Annotated in this window: 13 protein-coding genes, 4 tRNA genes and 2 pseudogenes; 8 read left to right on the forward strand and 11 right to left on the reverse strand. The window is 54.0% G+C overall.

Annotation, left to right across the window (positions count from 1 at the left end):
• Positions 1–231 precede the first annotated feature (231 nt).
• Entirely contained in the window at positions 232–1,662 is a 1,431-nt protein-coding gene (locus HX805_RS12190; protein WP_068932268.1) for an IS1182 family transposase, read from the reverse strand.
• Between the two features lie 142 nt (positions 1,663–1,804).
• Complete coding sequence (locus tag HX805_RS12195; RefSeq protein ID WP_068937482.1) at positions 1,805–2,023, reverse strand: hypothetical protein; 219 nt, start codon at positions 2,021–2,023, stop codon at positions 1,805–1,807.
• Between the two features lie 177 nt (positions 2,024–2,200).
• Here HX805_RS12195 and HX805_RS32340 point away from each other — a divergent pair.
• Positions 2,201–2,386 (forward strand): annotated as a pseudogene (locus HX805_RS32340) (integrase); the annotation flags it as partial.
• A 204-nt stretch (positions 2,387–2,590) separates the two neighbouring features.
• Here HX805_RS32340 and HX805_RS12200 read toward each other — a convergent pair.
• From HX805_RS12200 to HX805_RS12215, 4 genes and pseudogenes are all read right to left on the reverse strand, one after another.
• Positions 2,591–2,788, reverse strand: a complete 198-nt coding sequence (locus HX805_RS12200) for a hypothetical protein (RefSeq protein WP_047543610.1) — start codon at positions 2,786–2,788, stop codon at positions 2,591–2,593.
• A 52-nt stretch (positions 2,789–2,840) separates the two neighbouring features.
• Positions 2,841–3,470 (reverse strand): annotated as a pseudogene (locus HX805_RS12205) (SOS response-associated peptidase family protein).
• Between the two features lie 28 nt (positions 3,471–3,498).
• Positions 3,499–4,797 carry a Y-family DNA polymerase gene (locus tag HX805_RS12210; RefSeq protein ID WP_047543611.1) on the reverse strand — a complete coding sequence of 433 codons (1,299 nt, stop codon included), beginning with the start codon at positions 4,795–4,797 and terminating at the stop codon, positions 3,499–3,501.
• Positions 4,787–5,215: a LexA family transcriptional regulator gene (locus HX805_RS12215; RefSeq protein WP_047543613.1), complete on the reverse strand. Its 429-nt coding sequence runs from the start codon at positions 5,213–5,215 to the stop codon at positions 4,787–4,789. Before HX805_RS12215 ends, HX805_RS12210 begins: the two co-directional genes overlap by 11 nt.
• 198 nt (positions 5,216–5,413) lie before the next feature.
• On the opposite strand from HX805_RS12215, the gene HX805_RS12220 reads away from it, so the two are divergent.
• Genes HX805_RS12220 through HX805_RS12240 form a run of 5 tightly spaced genes read left to right on the forward strand, consistent with a single transcriptional unit; the run spans position 5,414 to position 10,060 of the window.
• On the forward strand, positions 5,414–5,845 hold the full coding sequence (locus HX805_RS12220; protein WP_177116882.1) for a TIGR03757 family integrating conjugative element protein: 432 nt from the start codon (positions 5,414–5,416) through the stop codon (positions 5,843–5,845).
• On the forward strand, positions 5,842–6,783 hold the full coding sequence (locus HX805_RS12225; protein ID WP_047543616.1) for a TIGR03756 family integrating conjugative element protein: 942 nt from the start codon (positions 5,842–5,844) through the stop codon (positions 6,781–6,783). The genes HX805_RS12220 and HX805_RS12225 overlap by 4 nt, the downstream gene beginning before the upstream one ends.
• Positions 6,784–6,805: 22 nt before the next feature.
• Positions 6,806–8,164, forward strand: a complete 1,359-nt coding sequence (locus HX805_RS12230; RefSeq protein ID WP_047543617.1) for an integrating conjugative element protein — start codon at positions 6,806–6,808, stop codon at positions 8,162–8,164.
• 13 nt (positions 8,165–8,177) lie between these two features.
• On the forward strand, positions 8,178–8,546 hold the full coding sequence (locus HX805_RS12235; RefSeq protein WP_047543618.1) for a hypothetical protein: 369 nt from the start codon (positions 8,178–8,180) through the stop codon (positions 8,544–8,546).
• Positions 8,543–10,060, forward strand: a complete 1,518-nt coding sequence (locus HX805_RS12240; protein WP_047543620.1) for a conjugal transfer protein TraG N-terminal domain-containing protein — start codon at positions 8,543–8,545, stop codon at positions 10,058–10,060. The genes HX805_RS12235 and HX805_RS12240 overlap by 4 nt, the downstream gene beginning before the upstream one ends.
• 31 nt (positions 10,061–10,091) lie before the next feature.
• On the opposite strand, the gene HX805_RS12245 is transcribed toward HX805_RS12240, so the two are convergent.
• Positions 10,092–10,424, reverse strand: coding sequence for a hypothetical protein (locus HX805_RS12245; RefSeq protein ID WP_177116883.1), 333 nt, complete (start codon positions 10,422–10,424; stop codon positions 10,092–10,094).
• Positions 10,425–10,879: 455 nt separating this feature from the next.
• Between HX805_RS12245 and mobH the strand changes: the two genes are divergently transcribed.
• Positions 10,880–12,766: a MobH family relaxase gene (gene mobH / locus HX805_RS12250; protein WP_137205950.1), complete on the forward strand. Its 1,887-nt coding sequence runs from the start codon at positions 10,880–10,882 to the stop codon at positions 12,764–12,766.
• Positions 12,763–14,082 (forward strand): tyrosine recombinase XerC, encoded by a 1,320-nt coding sequence (gene xerC, locus HX805_RS12255; RefSeq protein WP_047543628.1) that lies wholly within the window; start codon positions 12,763–12,765, stop codon positions 14,080–14,082. The genes mobH and xerC overlap by 4 nt, the downstream gene beginning before the upstream one ends.
• Before the next feature lie 173 nt (positions 14,083–14,255).
• On the opposite strand, the gene HX805_RS12260 is transcribed toward xerC, so the two are convergent.
• The 4 genes from HX805_RS12260 to HX805_RS12275 form a co-directional block, all read right to left on the reverse strand.
• Positions 14,256–14,332, reverse strand: a tRNA-Pro gene (locus HX805_RS12260).
• Positions 14,333–14,521: 189 nt separating this feature from the next.
• Positions 14,522–14,597, reverse strand: a tRNA-Lys gene (locus HX805_RS12265).
• Positions 14,598–14,602: 5 nt separating this feature from the next.
• Positions 14,603–14,679: transfer RNA gene (locus tag HX805_RS12270), tRNA-Pro, on the reverse strand.
• 10 nt (positions 14,680–14,689) lie between these two features.
• Positions 14,690–14,765: transfer RNA gene (locus HX805_RS12275), tRNA-Asn, on the reverse strand.
• Positions 14,766–14,842 lie beyond the last annotated feature (77 nt).

Consider the following 14,842-nt stretch of genomic DNA (forward strand, 5'->3'; position numbering starts at 1 on the left):
TACCGTTGCTGATGCACTAGGAAGCCAATGGTTGAGGAAATGGCAAAGCCGAGATAGGGAAGTGGCCACTATCGGCCCAGAGTGTGTAAAAACGCTCATAACCTGATCGTCTTGGGTCATTTACGTTCGTGGCTGAGCGATCGCACGGTCAATGTCGCGGGTCGCATCAGTCGTAACTTGGAACACACCAGCCTGTTCTTACAGCTTCTGGGATGGGCCAAATCGGCCTTTTTAGGCAGTCAGCGCTTTCATCAAACCGTTGGCACCCATGATCTTCATGACCCGTTTCAAGTTGTAGGCGAGCACACTCAAGCTCATCTCTGCACTCACCCCGGCCAGCTTTCGCGTCAGGAAGTGCGCCGCACCCATCCATTGTTTGAGCGTCCCGAAGGGATGCTCAACCGTCCGTTTTCGGACTCGCATCATCTCTGGCGCGTTGCTCAGCCGAAGCTGCATTTCCTCTAAGACGGCTTCATGCTCCCAGCGTCGAACTCGTCGTTCCGTGCTCGGCGTGCACTGTGCTTTCAACGCGCAGCCCTGGCATTTCGAACTCCAGTAACGATGCAACTTCAGGCCTTTTTCAACGTTGGAATAGCGCCAGATCAGCGCCTCGCCAGCCGGGCAAATGTATTGGTTTTTTTCCGCGTCATAGATGAAGGCATCGTTATTGAAACGCCCGTCAGCCTTGGCTCCAGAGGTCATCGGCTTGGGCACGTAGGCGGTGATGCCTGCATCGTGACAAGCCAGGATTTGTTCGCTTTTGAAGTAACCTCGATCCGCCACCACCGACAATGTTTCTGACGCTATGGCCTCGCGGGCCTGCTTGGCCATTGAGCTGAGTTGATCGCGGTCGGAACCAACGTTGGTCACCTCATGTGCAACGATCAAATGGTGCTGCGTATCGACCGCTGTCTGCACGTTGTAGCCGACGATTCCCGTGCCGCGCGTCATCATGGAGCGAGCATCTGGGTCGGTCAGTGAGACCTGTTTATCAGGCGATTCATTGAGCTGGATTTCGATCGCCTGAAGCTCCTTCATTTGAGTTTTGAGCTTGGCGATTTTTTCTTCCAGCCGCACGACACTGGGCTCGGAAGCTGTTGGTTCTTGCCGATCGGCAGCATCGAGTGCCGTCAGGTAACGGTTGATGCTCGATTCAATTTCTTCCATTCGCCGCTTCAGTTTGGCGCTGGTGAAATTGCGGTCACGATTGTTGACGGCTTTGAATTTACTGCCATCGATGGCGACCAGATTTTCTCCGAACAGTCCCAACTGCTGACACAGCACAACGAATTGGCGACAGACGCCTCGGATGGCCTTGCTATTGTCTTTTCGGAAGTTGGCGATGGTCTTGAAGTCCGGCATCAAACGCCCGGTCAACCACATCAGTTCGACGTTGCGTTGGGCTTCTCGCTCCAAACGTCGGCTCGACTGGATGCGGTTGAGATAGCCGTAGATGTAGATCTTCAGCAAGATCGCGGGGTGGTAGGCAGGCCGGCCAGTATCGGCTGGAACGGCACCTTCAAAACCCAGATTGACCAAGTCGAGTTCGTCGACAAATACATCGACTACGCGCACCGGATTGGTATCGCTGACGTAGTCGTCGAGGCTAGCCGGAAGTAAGGTGCCTTGGCCTCGATATTCACCTTGGATAAAGCGCTTCATGGGCGATCCCTGCGATGAAATCCTCAGAAATCATAGCAAGGGTTCGCAAAAGCGTTTACACACTCTGAACAAACGCAGTCTTTTATGAGAGGCAACTATTGACCCAAGGCTGACCCTGCTCTCGCGAAACGCGGGGTCGGAGTTATCTGATTTGGAACAGGCGGGAGATCGCGGTCATGGCCTTATCTCCGTCAGTTTCATAGAGACCGAACAGGCGCGTTTGGTCGCTCAGACGATGAAGCCGAAAATGGTTATAGAACGCTTGGCCTAAGCGCTGATTATCGAATGCTCCGCGTTCCCAAAGAGTTAAAAACTCTTGATACGCAACGCGCTCAATTTCCAGTCTCGGCATGCTTTCCATATACACATCCATTTATGTCAGCGATGACCGAATCCTACTGGCGCCGGACAGATGCGGCAATGCGCGTTTGGGAGCGATTTTTAATCATCCGAGCTGGCTTTGGAGTTTTTACACACTCTGAGCCGTTAGCGGTCGCATGCCAACGTACGCTTCTGGCCGGTAAGCGACCTTGCTCCCATTAGTCACCCTTGTCTTTCCAAATATGGAGGACTTGTCGGGAACATTATCGCTACCTGCAGCCGTCAGCCCTGGAACAAAGGAAAACTAGTCGGGAATAGAACCCCACTACGACTTAGCGATATCTGGACCATCCGAATAAGGTTTCAAATTGCGGAAATAACCCGAGATTTGGCTCTCTTCGACCGCTAAATCTGAAATTTATAGGCACTTCAGCAGATTCGTGTTTCGCGTAGAAGCGCGATTCTCAGTCAAGTTTTTGAGTATCTGCCGCCTTCAAAACCGTTTTACATAGCCTCGGCCGATAGCGGCCCGCTAGACTGCCCACCAACATGATTGGGTATCTAACATTAGTCCCCCGATGGCTATTTCTGTTTGGCTCACGGAAAATTAGTCCTTGGTCTGCAGTTCTTTTTCAATGGCAGCCAGGTCTTGGGCAAATGCCTGATCAAGCAAGCTCGGTTTCTTTTTCCAAGGCCTGGTTTCCGGTTCCGGCTTAGCCGCGTAATGCGTTACCGCATCAGGATGGACCAGCAGATGCTGGTCAAACTGCACCTGCAACTGTTTTCTGAGTTCTTCTTTAGTCATTCAATTGCTCTCGTTTTTTTTGCTCAGGGCATGACGTAGCCGCTGCCCTAGACTACATGGCGATGACAAGGCGGTCGGCTGGGTACTAGCGAATGACGCCATACTGTGGCTGGCGCCAGCACTCAACCAATCGCCATACAGCCCTTGCAACAGGATCCATGCGCTTTTCATCCTCGGGCTTGTGGTAGTTGCGCATGAACGGGTGATCATCCGCATTAATGGTCAGCATGGTGAAGCTGTGCCGTCTCTCCCCGGTACCGGGATCGCGCCACTGCTCTCATAGGCCCGCTATGCCCATTAATTCAACGTCTGCCCGCCCAATCAACGTTGCAATCGGAGTACCCGTTCGCCAGTCTGGTTCATAAATGGCCGCCGCAGAGGTAATGCAGCGCTGGGCCTTACGCTTAGCTGTGCAATACGACGGCCTTTGACTGGCCGTCTCTGATCGGCAGTTGTAGGTGCTACATACGTTTTTGGTATCCTTGCTCCAGGTCGGAATCAGCCCAAACACGCCTGTCAGCGCTTCCATCAACGCAGGCGATTCTTCGTCGACGTGGTACGCATTGCGAATGAAAGGCCCGGTATAGCCTGGGTACAATTGCAACTTACCCTCTTCGAACGGCCCAACGCCGAATGTTTCGGCCACCCGCTGCGGCGACGGTGCTTCGTAATGACTGCACATACACTGACTCCCTCCGGATCCTAATGCCTCAATTGGCATTTACCGTCCATAACTGGTCAAGCCTGGTGATGTAGCTCGGACTTTTCAGCTCATGGCGCATCGCCCATGCCGGCGCCGCCGGCACAGCGGCGGTACGCAGCGTGCCTCGACCCCAGCGGTTATTGATTTCGTCCAGGACGTTCATCACCTTGTCGGCCGTAGCAGGCTGCGTGTGCGCAAACAGGTCATCGGTAAATTCACTTGGTTGACGCAGATCCATCAGCAACACCTCTGCCTTGCTATATCGGAACCCAGGCCGGAACAGGCGTTCCACTGCCCGCGTGGCTTCCTTGGTGATCAAGCGTACGTCATTGGTGGGATAGGGAAGCTCCACCAACACGCCGTTAGCGTAACGCGCCTCGTCCGGGTTAAACATGCCGGTGCGAATGCTCACGCGGATCTTCTTGCACAGCGAATTCTGGGCTCTCAGCTTTTCTGAGGCGCGCTGCGCGTAGGTAGCCACCGCCTCCTTGATTGGCTCAAGTGTTTCGAGGCGCACGCCAAACATTCGGCTGCAGCAGATCTCCTGCTTGGCCGGCGCCGCATCTTCCAGGGCCAGGCACGACGTGCCGGCGAGTTCACGCACCGTCTTCTCCAGCACCACACTGAATTTACGGCCGAGCAGCCCGGGGGCGGCCTTGGCCAGGTCCATGGCCGTGTTAATACCCAGGGCATGCATCTGCGCCGTCATACGTCGACCAATGCCCCATACCTCTTCAACGGCCGTATTACGCAACACCCAATCGCGTTTAAAGGGGTCGCAAAGATTCACGACGCCGCCTGTCTGCGCCTGCAGACGCTTCGCGGTGTGGTTGGCCAACTTGGCCAGGGTTTTGGTGTGGGCAATGCCCACACCCACGGGAATACCTGTGTGTTTTAGGACCTTGTCCCGAATGGTCCGCCCGAACTCTGTGAGGTCGCCCGGCATTCCCGATAGGTCGCAGAAAATCTCGTCAATGGAATACACTTCGCTGTCGCAAACCATTGATTCTATGAGGGTCATCACCCTTTCGGACATTTGGCCGTACAGCGCGTAATTGCTGCTGAAAGCCACAATTCCGTGCCGACGTAGCGTGTCCTTGATCTGGAAATAGGGCGCGCCCATTTTGACGTAAGGTTTGGCGTCGTAAGTACGAGCGATCACGCACCCATCGTTGTTACTGAGAACAACAATGGGCGTGTGGGCCAGATCTGGCCGGAAAACACGCTCAACGGCGCCGTAGAAATGATTGCAATCTACCAGGCCGAACACGGGTAAGCCCGCGTAGAGCGCGGTTCTAACGTGCATGGTCGCGCACGCTGTAGTTCACCACACCCCATATCACCAGTTCGTCCCCCTCCATGACGTACCTGGGCGGGAATTTGGAGTTTTCGGCCATCAACACCACTTGGCCATCGCGGCTGTGGAAACGCTTGCACACGCACTCGGTATTCAGCGCTGCAATGACGATATCGCCATGCCGCGCCGTTTTACTTCGATCAACCACCACCAGGTCACCGCTGAAAATCCCGGCGCCTTGCATGCTGTCGCCCTGGATCTTGGCCAGGTACACGTGGGGTGCCCGGATTTCGAACAGCTCATCGAGCGAAATCAATTTTTCCAGGTGATCAGCTGCCGGCGATGGGAAACCAGCAGACACCTGGGAAGAATACAGCGGAAGTGACACACCACCGCTGGCAATGGGACCAAGAAGGGTCACGCTCATAAACCTGGCCTGAACAAATAACTGTATGGATACACAGTTAACTGCGCCGCAGAAGTCGCGTCAATTTGAGCCGACCAAATGCCCTCCGACCTGAATTGAGTCCAGCCGAAAACCTATACCACTCGAACTCCTATTTCTTACTGCACTCAACGCAGCCATCCGGTTTCCTGTACCTGAACCCACTTCAGGTACGGTGCGATGAACCCTATCAATAAACCTTCCCGCAGGACGAGGCTTTGGCTTGCCTCCATGGCCTTGACGCTCCTATCTGCCACAGCGCACGCGGAAACATGGGTAATCACTGATCAGGCACATCCTGTATCCGCACCTACTGGCGTGCGTATCATTCGTCTCGACGACCAGCAACGCCTTGAAGAGCTGCTGTCTCAACAGCTTCCTAACGATCAACGCCAGGCTGAAGCAACCATTCAACGCTACTTAGCAACCCCAGCCGGCAAACGTCTTCAAAGCGACCTGGTTCAAGCACAGCAGGGCATTACAGATGCCTGGAGTGTGGGGGTTGAAAAAATCCCCGCAGTTGTCGTCGACCGCCGCTACGTTGTGTACGGGGAGGCGGACGTGGCAAAAGCCATAGCGCAGATTGATCGAGCTAGGAGCCTGTCACGATGAGACGCTCACGCTTAGCGATCCGCCCACTGTCACTGGCCATCACCTTCAGCTTGTCCTTTAGCGCATCAGCTGCGATCACTTCGGCCACAATCATTGCTTCGACGCTGTCGCCGACCTGTCTGGAATACAAAGTCGTCGGCATTTGCTATTGGCTCCTCTGCACGCCCTTCGGCTGCAAGGTCAAAACGTCCACCAAAGTTCGTCACTATGTGCCGGACGCCGTGGTGTCGGCCTACTCAAACACGGGAGCCAATCCATGGATTGAGATGTCGCCTCTCGGCACACCTAACCCGATGGCTCAAGCAGGTAACGATGGCACCACCAACCACGTCGCCGAAAACAACATCATCAAATTCAAGGAGGCCGACGTCATTGGCCATCCAGGTGGCGCGACGTTAAGCCAGTTCGCCAGCGCTTCGGGATATGCCTGCAAAGGTGCAGCGTTACCTCTTGTGCCTTACTTCCTCAGTACCCTGGACCCCATCGCCTGGCGATATGGCGTGCCCGAGGCCGTATACCCCGAAGCACTCATTCCTGGTCTGCGTGAGGTCGGCAGCCTGCTGTCTGCGAGCAGCTGGGGGAACGTCTATCCACGTAGTGGTTTTCTCAACCAGACCGATGACTACAAGACCGGCGCCGTCATTGCACAGCGTGCCGGCGATGTGGTCACCCGTTTGGGTCAAGTACATGTCTATCTGCCAATGCTGGCCATTCCCTACCCCGGCTACTGGCCTGCAGGGCCACTACGCGAAGGCGATGCCTCCACTGGCAAGTGGCAAGAGCTGACTCCGGTGCTCAATCCCACCTGCGCAACCTTTCCAACCATCACACCCAATATCGATGCCCAGGACGGAGGCTACGCCTGGGCGCTCTGGCGTCCGTATTCATGCTGCCAGCGTCGTGGCCAGACCTTCCTGGGCAGTACGGACTTCCAATGAACTTCAGTGATCGGAGCACCACATGAAACTCACCCCCTTGGCGATCTGCCTTATCTGCTGTCTCAGCAGCGCAGTAGCCCAATCTGCTGACCCAATCAACGTCTCGTCCTCTGGCAGCGTCATTGGTGACGACGTGCTCTACAACATCGGCGGAGGGAACGCCGTGACCATGGGGAGCGCCGGCAACATGGACAGTATTTCCGTAGGCGGTGGCTGGAACAACAATCTGGTCTGCGGAAACATGAGCATGAGCAATACCCTGCAGAACCAGTTGAATGGTGCCACGTCTGGGTTCCAGAACATCATGAGCTCGGTGGTGCAGAACGCCACCAGCGCCGTCGCCTCGCTGCCAGCCTTGATCCTCCAACGCGCAAATCCAGCGCTGTACAACCTCATCACGAACGGCATCTTGCAAGCTCGATTGGACTTTGACCGGTCCAAAGGCACATGCAGGGCCATTGGCGAAAAAATGGCGGATATCGCCGGCAATCAAATGGGTTGGGGCAAGCTCGCTGAAGGTCAGGCGATGAGCCAGGCGCTGACGTCCAACACGGACGCAGTGTCGGCAGTGGAGCAGGTCGAAAAGAAAGGCGGCAACGATGGTGTCACCTGGGTTGGAGGTGATCGAGCAGGCGGCTCAGGTCAGAAGCCCATTCGTATCGTGGGGGACGTCACCAAAGCAGGCTACAACCTGCTGAACAAACGTGCGGCCGGTGACACCGGCTCGATCAGCAAAGACAGCTGCAACAATGGCATGGTCTGCAATGTCTGGTCATCGCCCCAAGAGGCGACCACATTCGCCAATCGTGTGCTGGGAGAACAGCAACAACAAACCTGTGACAGTTGCCCGAAAACAGTGACAGCAGCGGGTGTAGGCCTCACACCACTGATCCAGGAAACGTATGACACCAAGCTTAAAGCGCTGCAGGAGCTGCTGACTGGAAGCAAAAGTTTATCGGTCGAGAACCTTGAGGCCGCAAGCAGTAACTCTCTGCCCATCACCCGTGGAGTTGTGGCGGCTCTCAAGGATGAGCGAGATCAAGAAGTACTCGCTCGCAGACTTGCCTCCGAAGTCGCGCTGTCGGATGTACTGGAGAAAGCGTTGACCCTTCAACGGACGTTGATGGCAGGTAGCCGAGAACCAAACGTCGCGGCTAACGACCTGGCCGTTCAGGCCGTCGGTCAACAGAGCTCGTCGCTGCAACAGGAAATCAGCAACCTGAAAATGGAGCTGGACATGCGTCAGCAGCTCGCGAAGAACTCACCACTGACCATCATTGAACGCGGCAAAGCTCGGGCCGACGACTCACGCGGCGTGTTTCCAGGAGATCCAGAAACGGATCGCCTGAATCAGTTGCAATCACCTGCCAAAAGCAAATAGTGAGGTGTAGGCCATGACTGATATTCAAGATCCTGTCGCCCCCCCCCACCGCTCCCTAACTCGACGAGTCGGGCGGGGCATTCTCGTTGTTCTAGGCACTCTGCTAGCCGCTACAGCACTCGTGGTGTTACTCAACGCCGTCTTGATGAGCATGTTCGACAGTGCTGAGCAATGGCAAGCATGGCGTGTCGACAACTACTGGCCGCTGCTCACCTGGCGACTGATGCTTTATATCGCATTGACGGTTGCCTGGCTCAAGCTCAAAGCTCATTTGCCGCAATCGAAGCGCAAAGGCTTGCTGAAGATCGAGGTCATGGTGGTTTTGTTGTTTGCCATGGTTGAGATGAGCAAAGTGCTGTATCAAGCAGGAGGTGTCCAGTGACCCTCTACACCAATGACTATCTGGAGTACTACCTGACCCTGGTGGGCTGGATCATCAACAACGGCATCTGGGACATGATTTCAGATACCGGCCTGTTCGCCCTGCCCTTCTGCATAATCGTGATTCGAGAATGGCTCAAGGTCCGTGGTGAAGGGGCTGATGAAGGTAACAAAGGCGTGCTTTCACTGGCCCGGATCGAGACCAACATCTACGTTGGGTACGTCGTCGTCGCATTCTTCGCAGTCCCGGCCGTCAATGTGAGCTTCGATACTTTGGCGTTCGATCAAAGTAGAGCCCAGCAATGCCAGTACAACGTACCCAAACCAGCTGACACGGGCTGGAACACGACATTTAGCTCTCTGGCTGGAAAGAGTGCACAGATGCCCATGTGGTGGGCTTTTATGCATGCGTTATCAAAAGGGTTGACCAGTGGTGCGGTCGCAGCCATCCCTTGCGGGACCGATCTGCGACAAATGCGAATGGACGTAAACAACACCAAGATCAATAACCCATTGCTGGCACAGGAAATCGGCGATTTTACTCATGACTGTTATGGACCTTCACGCGCCCGGCTCTTCATGCGTCAACCAGACTTGGGCTCGAAAGCCAATGATCCCCAGTTCTTACAGGATCTTAGTTGGATTGGCTCCCACTTCTTGCTGAACACCTTGGGTTACTACGACACGGACTACTCCAAGACACCCAGAACGTCCTGGCCGTACAACGCTTCGCGTGATGTAGGGTTGCCACAGGTGAGCGGAGGTGGAGGATATCCAACCTGTAAACAATGGTGGTCCGATAGTGGAGTAGGCTTAAGAGATCGTATCAAAGATCAGGTATCACCTGACCTCATGACAAAAATGCTTGGTTGGGCGAAGTGGCTGTCCCAGGACGAAGTGACCGACTCGCTTGTTCGTCAACTGGTCTCGCCTTCGAACCAGGTGAAAGGGGATGTTTATACGGACTACGGTGGCCAAATTAACGGGACGGTGTGGAATGGCGCAGCCCGTGTCACCGGCACCCTAGGGGTAGCACTGGGCTCATTGGCCTACTTCCCGGCTATGGACATGGTTCGTCAGGCGCTACCAATGGTTATGGCGTTCTTGAAGATGGCGATGGTGATTTGCATCCCGCTGGTACTGATTGTCGGCGCTTATCAGTTGAAAGTAGCAATGACCATGACAGTGGTATTTTTTGCGCTGATCTTCGTAGACTTTTGGTTTCAACTGGCACGGTGGGTAGATACAACTATCCTGGACGCCCTGTATGGAGCAGGCTCACCCCATTTGTCATTTGACCCTGTCATGGGTTTGAACGCTACGACTCAGGATGCAATCCTGAATTTCGTGATGGGTTCGATGTTTATCATCCTACCGTTGTTCTGGATAGGAGCACTTGGATGGGCGGGTATTAGTGCAGGTAGGGCGCTAGAGGGACTTACGAGTGGAACACTAGCCGTTCGAGGTGCTGGAGAGAAAGTTGGTCAAACAGCAGAAAGCAAAATTACAAAGTGAGGGATGTAGACAATGCACAACACTTCATGCCTCACCACTTTTGGCTTTCGTCTTCACGACGCCACAAACTGTTTGGACCATTCCGATCCCAGAGACTCTGAGACTTGCTTTGAACATTAACAGTCTCTTGATTATCAACCTTAGCCATGATCAGCGTGGTAGTCGCGATGAAAGCTACTGCAGTCAACATGCCAATTATCCAGTTTAACAGTGGTACCGAGAAAAAAAGCACCACTGATAACAACGTCAGCCGTTTGAACCAACGAAGCACTAGATTCGAATCATGCAGAAAGAAGCGCACCACACGACCAAGGCCATAGCCCAAGCGGCTTGCAACGGTCTGTGAAGTGTATGCGGTCATCATGTTTCTCCTAGCCCTCCTTAAACTGGAGGCGCTTTGACATTATTTATAATCCTGATTTCGCGCTGCCGCAAGGCCAATGGATAAACGGGTGCGCCGTCATGAGTTCGCGGACGCCCTACCCCCACCCACCGCCAAATGGCCCAAAAGGGTAAATGGTCTCTAAAAGCGAATGGAATGGTTCACAAGGGTAAAAGCCCTACCCGAAAGGGCTTGCTACGCAAAAAGGTCGTCGCCTTCACCTGCTGTTCGTTGCAACTCATGGAGCGACACTCAATAAAAAAAGGGTTCGGAAACTCGTCGTGCAACTGTTCTGCGCAGGCGAAATCACCTGGAGCGTCACACTGATGGCGTAACGCCTCTCGAAATACCCTAACGCAGCCGGTGACCTTTTCCCATTGAAGTAAACCCACCAGATAACGGAAAAGCCAGTCCATGATTCATTGATGGAGCTGGTGATGTTCTCATTTTTCCGCCGCAGCAAACCCTTGCCTGCTGCCGCCCCTTCACCAAACGGTTTTCTGAAACCTGCCCAGGGAGAGGATCTGCTGGCGACCCCACGGCGTCAAAAATTGCTGGAGAACATCTGGCAGCGTGCTTCGTTATCACGCTCACAGTTTGTGGAGCTCTATCGGCGCCCACTGGAGCGCTACGCAGAGTTGGTCCAGCAGCTCCCTGCCTCGCAGAACCACCACCATGCACACCCAGGCGGCATGCTTGATCACGGCTTAGAGATCGTCGCCTATGCGCTGAAGATTCGACAGACCTACCTTCTACCCATCGGCGCACCACCGGAGTCTCAATCGGCCCAGGCTGAGGCGTGGACTGCCGCAGCCGCTTATGGGGCTTTGATCCATGACCTCGGCAAGATAGCCGTCGACGTGCACATCGAACTGGAGGGAGGTAAAATCTGGCACCCATGGCATGGTCCAATCAACCGCCCTTATCGCTTTCGCTATGTGAAAGGACGCAACTACCAATTGCACGGGGCCGCTGCCGCACTGATCTACGCGCAGATCCTGTCCTCGGAAATCCTGGACTGGCTCAGCGGATTCCCCGAAGCTTGGTCGCAACTGATCTTTGTGCTGGCCGGCCAGTATGAGCACGCCGGCATATTGGGCGAGATTGTGGTCAAGGCCGACCAAGCTTCTGTCGCGCAGGAGCTCGGCGGTAACCCTGCTCGTGCGGTGTCAGCGCCAAAACAGTCCTTGCAACGTCAACTGGCGGACGGTTTGCGCTACCTGGTGCGTGACACGTTCAAGCTGAATCAGCCTGATGGCCCCTCAGATGGGTGGCTGACACAAGAGGCTCTATGGCTCGTCAGCAAACCGATTGCCGATCAACTACGCGCTTACTTGCTGACCCAAGGCGTTGAAGGTGTTCCCAGCTCGAACGCCCCCTTTTTCAACATGCTGCAGGACCAGGGTGTAATCCAGACCAACGCCCAGGATAAGGCCATCTGGAAAGCAACGATCGACAACGGTCGCGGCTGGAGAAATACGTTCACCCTGCTCAAGCTCTCACCTGCCCTGATCTGGAATGACCCAAATGACCGACCTACAGCTTTCACAGGCACTCTTGAGGTAGAAACCGGCAATCCGGCAGAAGATCCCTCGATAGAAAACCCTGTCGCTGCACCAGCGAAAACCTCGTCCCTCAACTTCGAACCTAATGCTGCGCCAGCAGTTTTAGCGCCGGCAGAGTTATCACCTTTTGAAACTCAGCAGCACCCTTCGAACAATCCTGCAGAATTTGACGCACTACTGGCCCTCCTTGGTAGTATCAATGAGCCATTAGAAGACACCAAAAATAATCAGGTCTCAGCGGCACACACCGCGCCCCCGAAACTGGATGAAATCCAGCCTTCCCAAACCTCCGAGCAAGGAGGTGCGCCTCATGCAACCGTCGAAGAAGTCGCTCCGATGCCAAGCAATAACACCGAGCTCGGTCAGAGATTTGTTGAATGGCTTAAAAAAGGCATTGCATCCCGCAGCATCATTATCAACGACACCAAAGCTCTGGTTCATACCGTAGCAGGGACCGCCATGCTGGTGACGCCGGGGATATTCAAGCGCTACGTCCTTGAGTTTCCACACATCGAACAGCAAGCCAAAGCCCAACAAGCTAACGCTTGGCAGTTGGTTCAGCGCAGTTTCGAGAAGCAGAAACTTCATCAAAAAACTCATAAAAGCCTGAATATTTGGACGTGTGACGTTGTTGGACCTCGAAAATCGAAGCAGCTTAAGGGCTACTTGCTCCAAGATCCTCTCACGATCTTCTCGGAGGTCCCCTTCGACAACATCAGCCTGTCCCTTAAGTCAGAATTAACGGAGCCGCCACAATGACGACGCCCTTGACGCTGACGGAGGAGTACATCTTTGCCCACGATCTACGCTCCGCTAGCGCAAAAATCTATCGCGCATCCACCAAAGCGCTACTCATGCATTTCGGTACTACCCCGATCGAGGAAATCGACCACCGTGCAATCCTGGCCTGGCGAAAGAAGCGACTTGAGGGTGGATTATCCAAACGTAGCTGGAACACCTATGCAAATCATCTTCGTACTGTTTGGGGCTATGCAATAGAACATGGCTTGACTACTCACACCTCGATCAACCCATTCAAAAAAACCAGCGTTATTCCGCCAAAACGGGCCAGCAAGACAGTCAATGGAGAAGCCATCCAAAGAGCACGCAACTGGCTCACCGCTCTCGTAGGGCAAGAACGCTGTACCCACGAACGCAGCCAAATAACACCTGCATGGTTTTGGCTTGCTGCTTTCGAGATGTTTTATTACACAGGCATTCGACTCAATGCCTTACTGTGCCTGCGCTACAAGGATATTGACTGGGACAACCAAATGATCTTGGTCCGAGGTGAAACGGAAAAAACCCATCGCGAGTTTTTCCTGCCGATTATGGAGGGCCTCGCCCCGCACCTATGCAGGATTCTGGGCGAAGCGGAAAAGACAGGGTTCTCACCGGACGACCAGTTGTTCAACGTCAACAGATTCTCTCGTCACTATCATGGGAAGGAAATGAACATCGACCAGGTGGAGTCGATGTACCGCAAGCTCACCGATAAGATCGGCGTGCGGATGACCCCTCACCGCTTTAGACACACCCTGGCAACAGACCTGATGAAACAGCCAGAACGCAACATCCACCTAACAAAAAGCCTATTGAACCACTCAAATATAGCGACGACGATGAACTACATCGAGGCCGACTACGACCACATGCGGGCGGTTCTGCATGAGCGAAGTTTGGCTCAAGGTGCTTTAAGCCGGGTTAGGCGGGTAGACCCTAGTGGAACACCCGTACCCGCCACCAGCCAAAGAAGGCTACCTCAACCAGAAACGGCCAATCCAGAGCCCAAGAAGTTGCCGATACGACAACATCCGCAGAGCTCCGACGAAATTATTGTTGATAGGCCAATCAGATCGGTTGGACCAAGCGCGCTTCAGAAGGCTCTTGAATATGCATCAGCGCAACTGCATCGCAGCCCCACGCCATCGGCAATGGATCCCACTGCAGATCAGATAGACCAGAGTCTATTATTGACGCTAATGGCGAGCGGGCTAGGTGTCGGCACGTTCAAGAAGCGCACCTCAACTGAGCGATCAATGGGAATCTCATCGTTCTCTCAAGCTTCTCCGTAGCACGTCCTAAAAGTCAAAGCGCACCGCTAAAACGAATTTCGGTTAACCGGAAGATTTTGCGCGCCCCGCAAAAAATATTTAGACCGCTTCAACAAAGCATTTCTCTATTAACGACTCAATTTTGATAGAAAAACGAGAAAAGGCGCCATAAAGGCGCCTTTTTTCTTTGAATATGGTCGGGGTAGGGGGATTCGAACTCCCGACATCCTGCTCCCAAAGCAGGCGCGCTACCGGACTGCGCTATACCCCGGAATGCGCATCGCAAGACCGATGCACATTGACATCATGACGAACCGAAACTACTGTTCGCCTCAGACGGCTGCATGTCTACGGCGTTATCTAAGTGCTGCAACACTTTTCCAAAACCGTAAAACCGCCTCTATCAGAGCAAAAACCTCTGATTCTAAGATTTGATTCCAGCGCTAACTGGTTTCAAAAATGGTGGGTCGTGTGGGATTCGAACCTACGACCAATTGGTTAAAAGCCAACTGCTCTACCAACTGAGCTAACGACCCAAATATGGTCGGGGTAAGGGGATTCGAACTCCTGACATCCTGCTCCCAAAGCAGGCGCGCTACCGGACTGCGCTATACCCCGGTTTTGAAATTGGCTCCGTGACCAGGACTCGAACCTGGGACCCAATGATTAACAGTCATTTGCTCTACCGACTGAGCTATCACGGAACTACGTATTTCAAAGTGTTACGTTGTTGCATGCTACCTTCTCTTCGACGCTTCCGTATCGCTACGTTAGTGTCTCT

Origin of the sequence: Pseudomonas sp. G5001 (assembly GCF_013385475.1) — a bacterium.
Taxonomy (GTDB): Bacteria; Pseudomonadota; Gammaproteobacteria; order Pseudomonadales; family Pseudomonadaceae; genus Aquipseudomonas.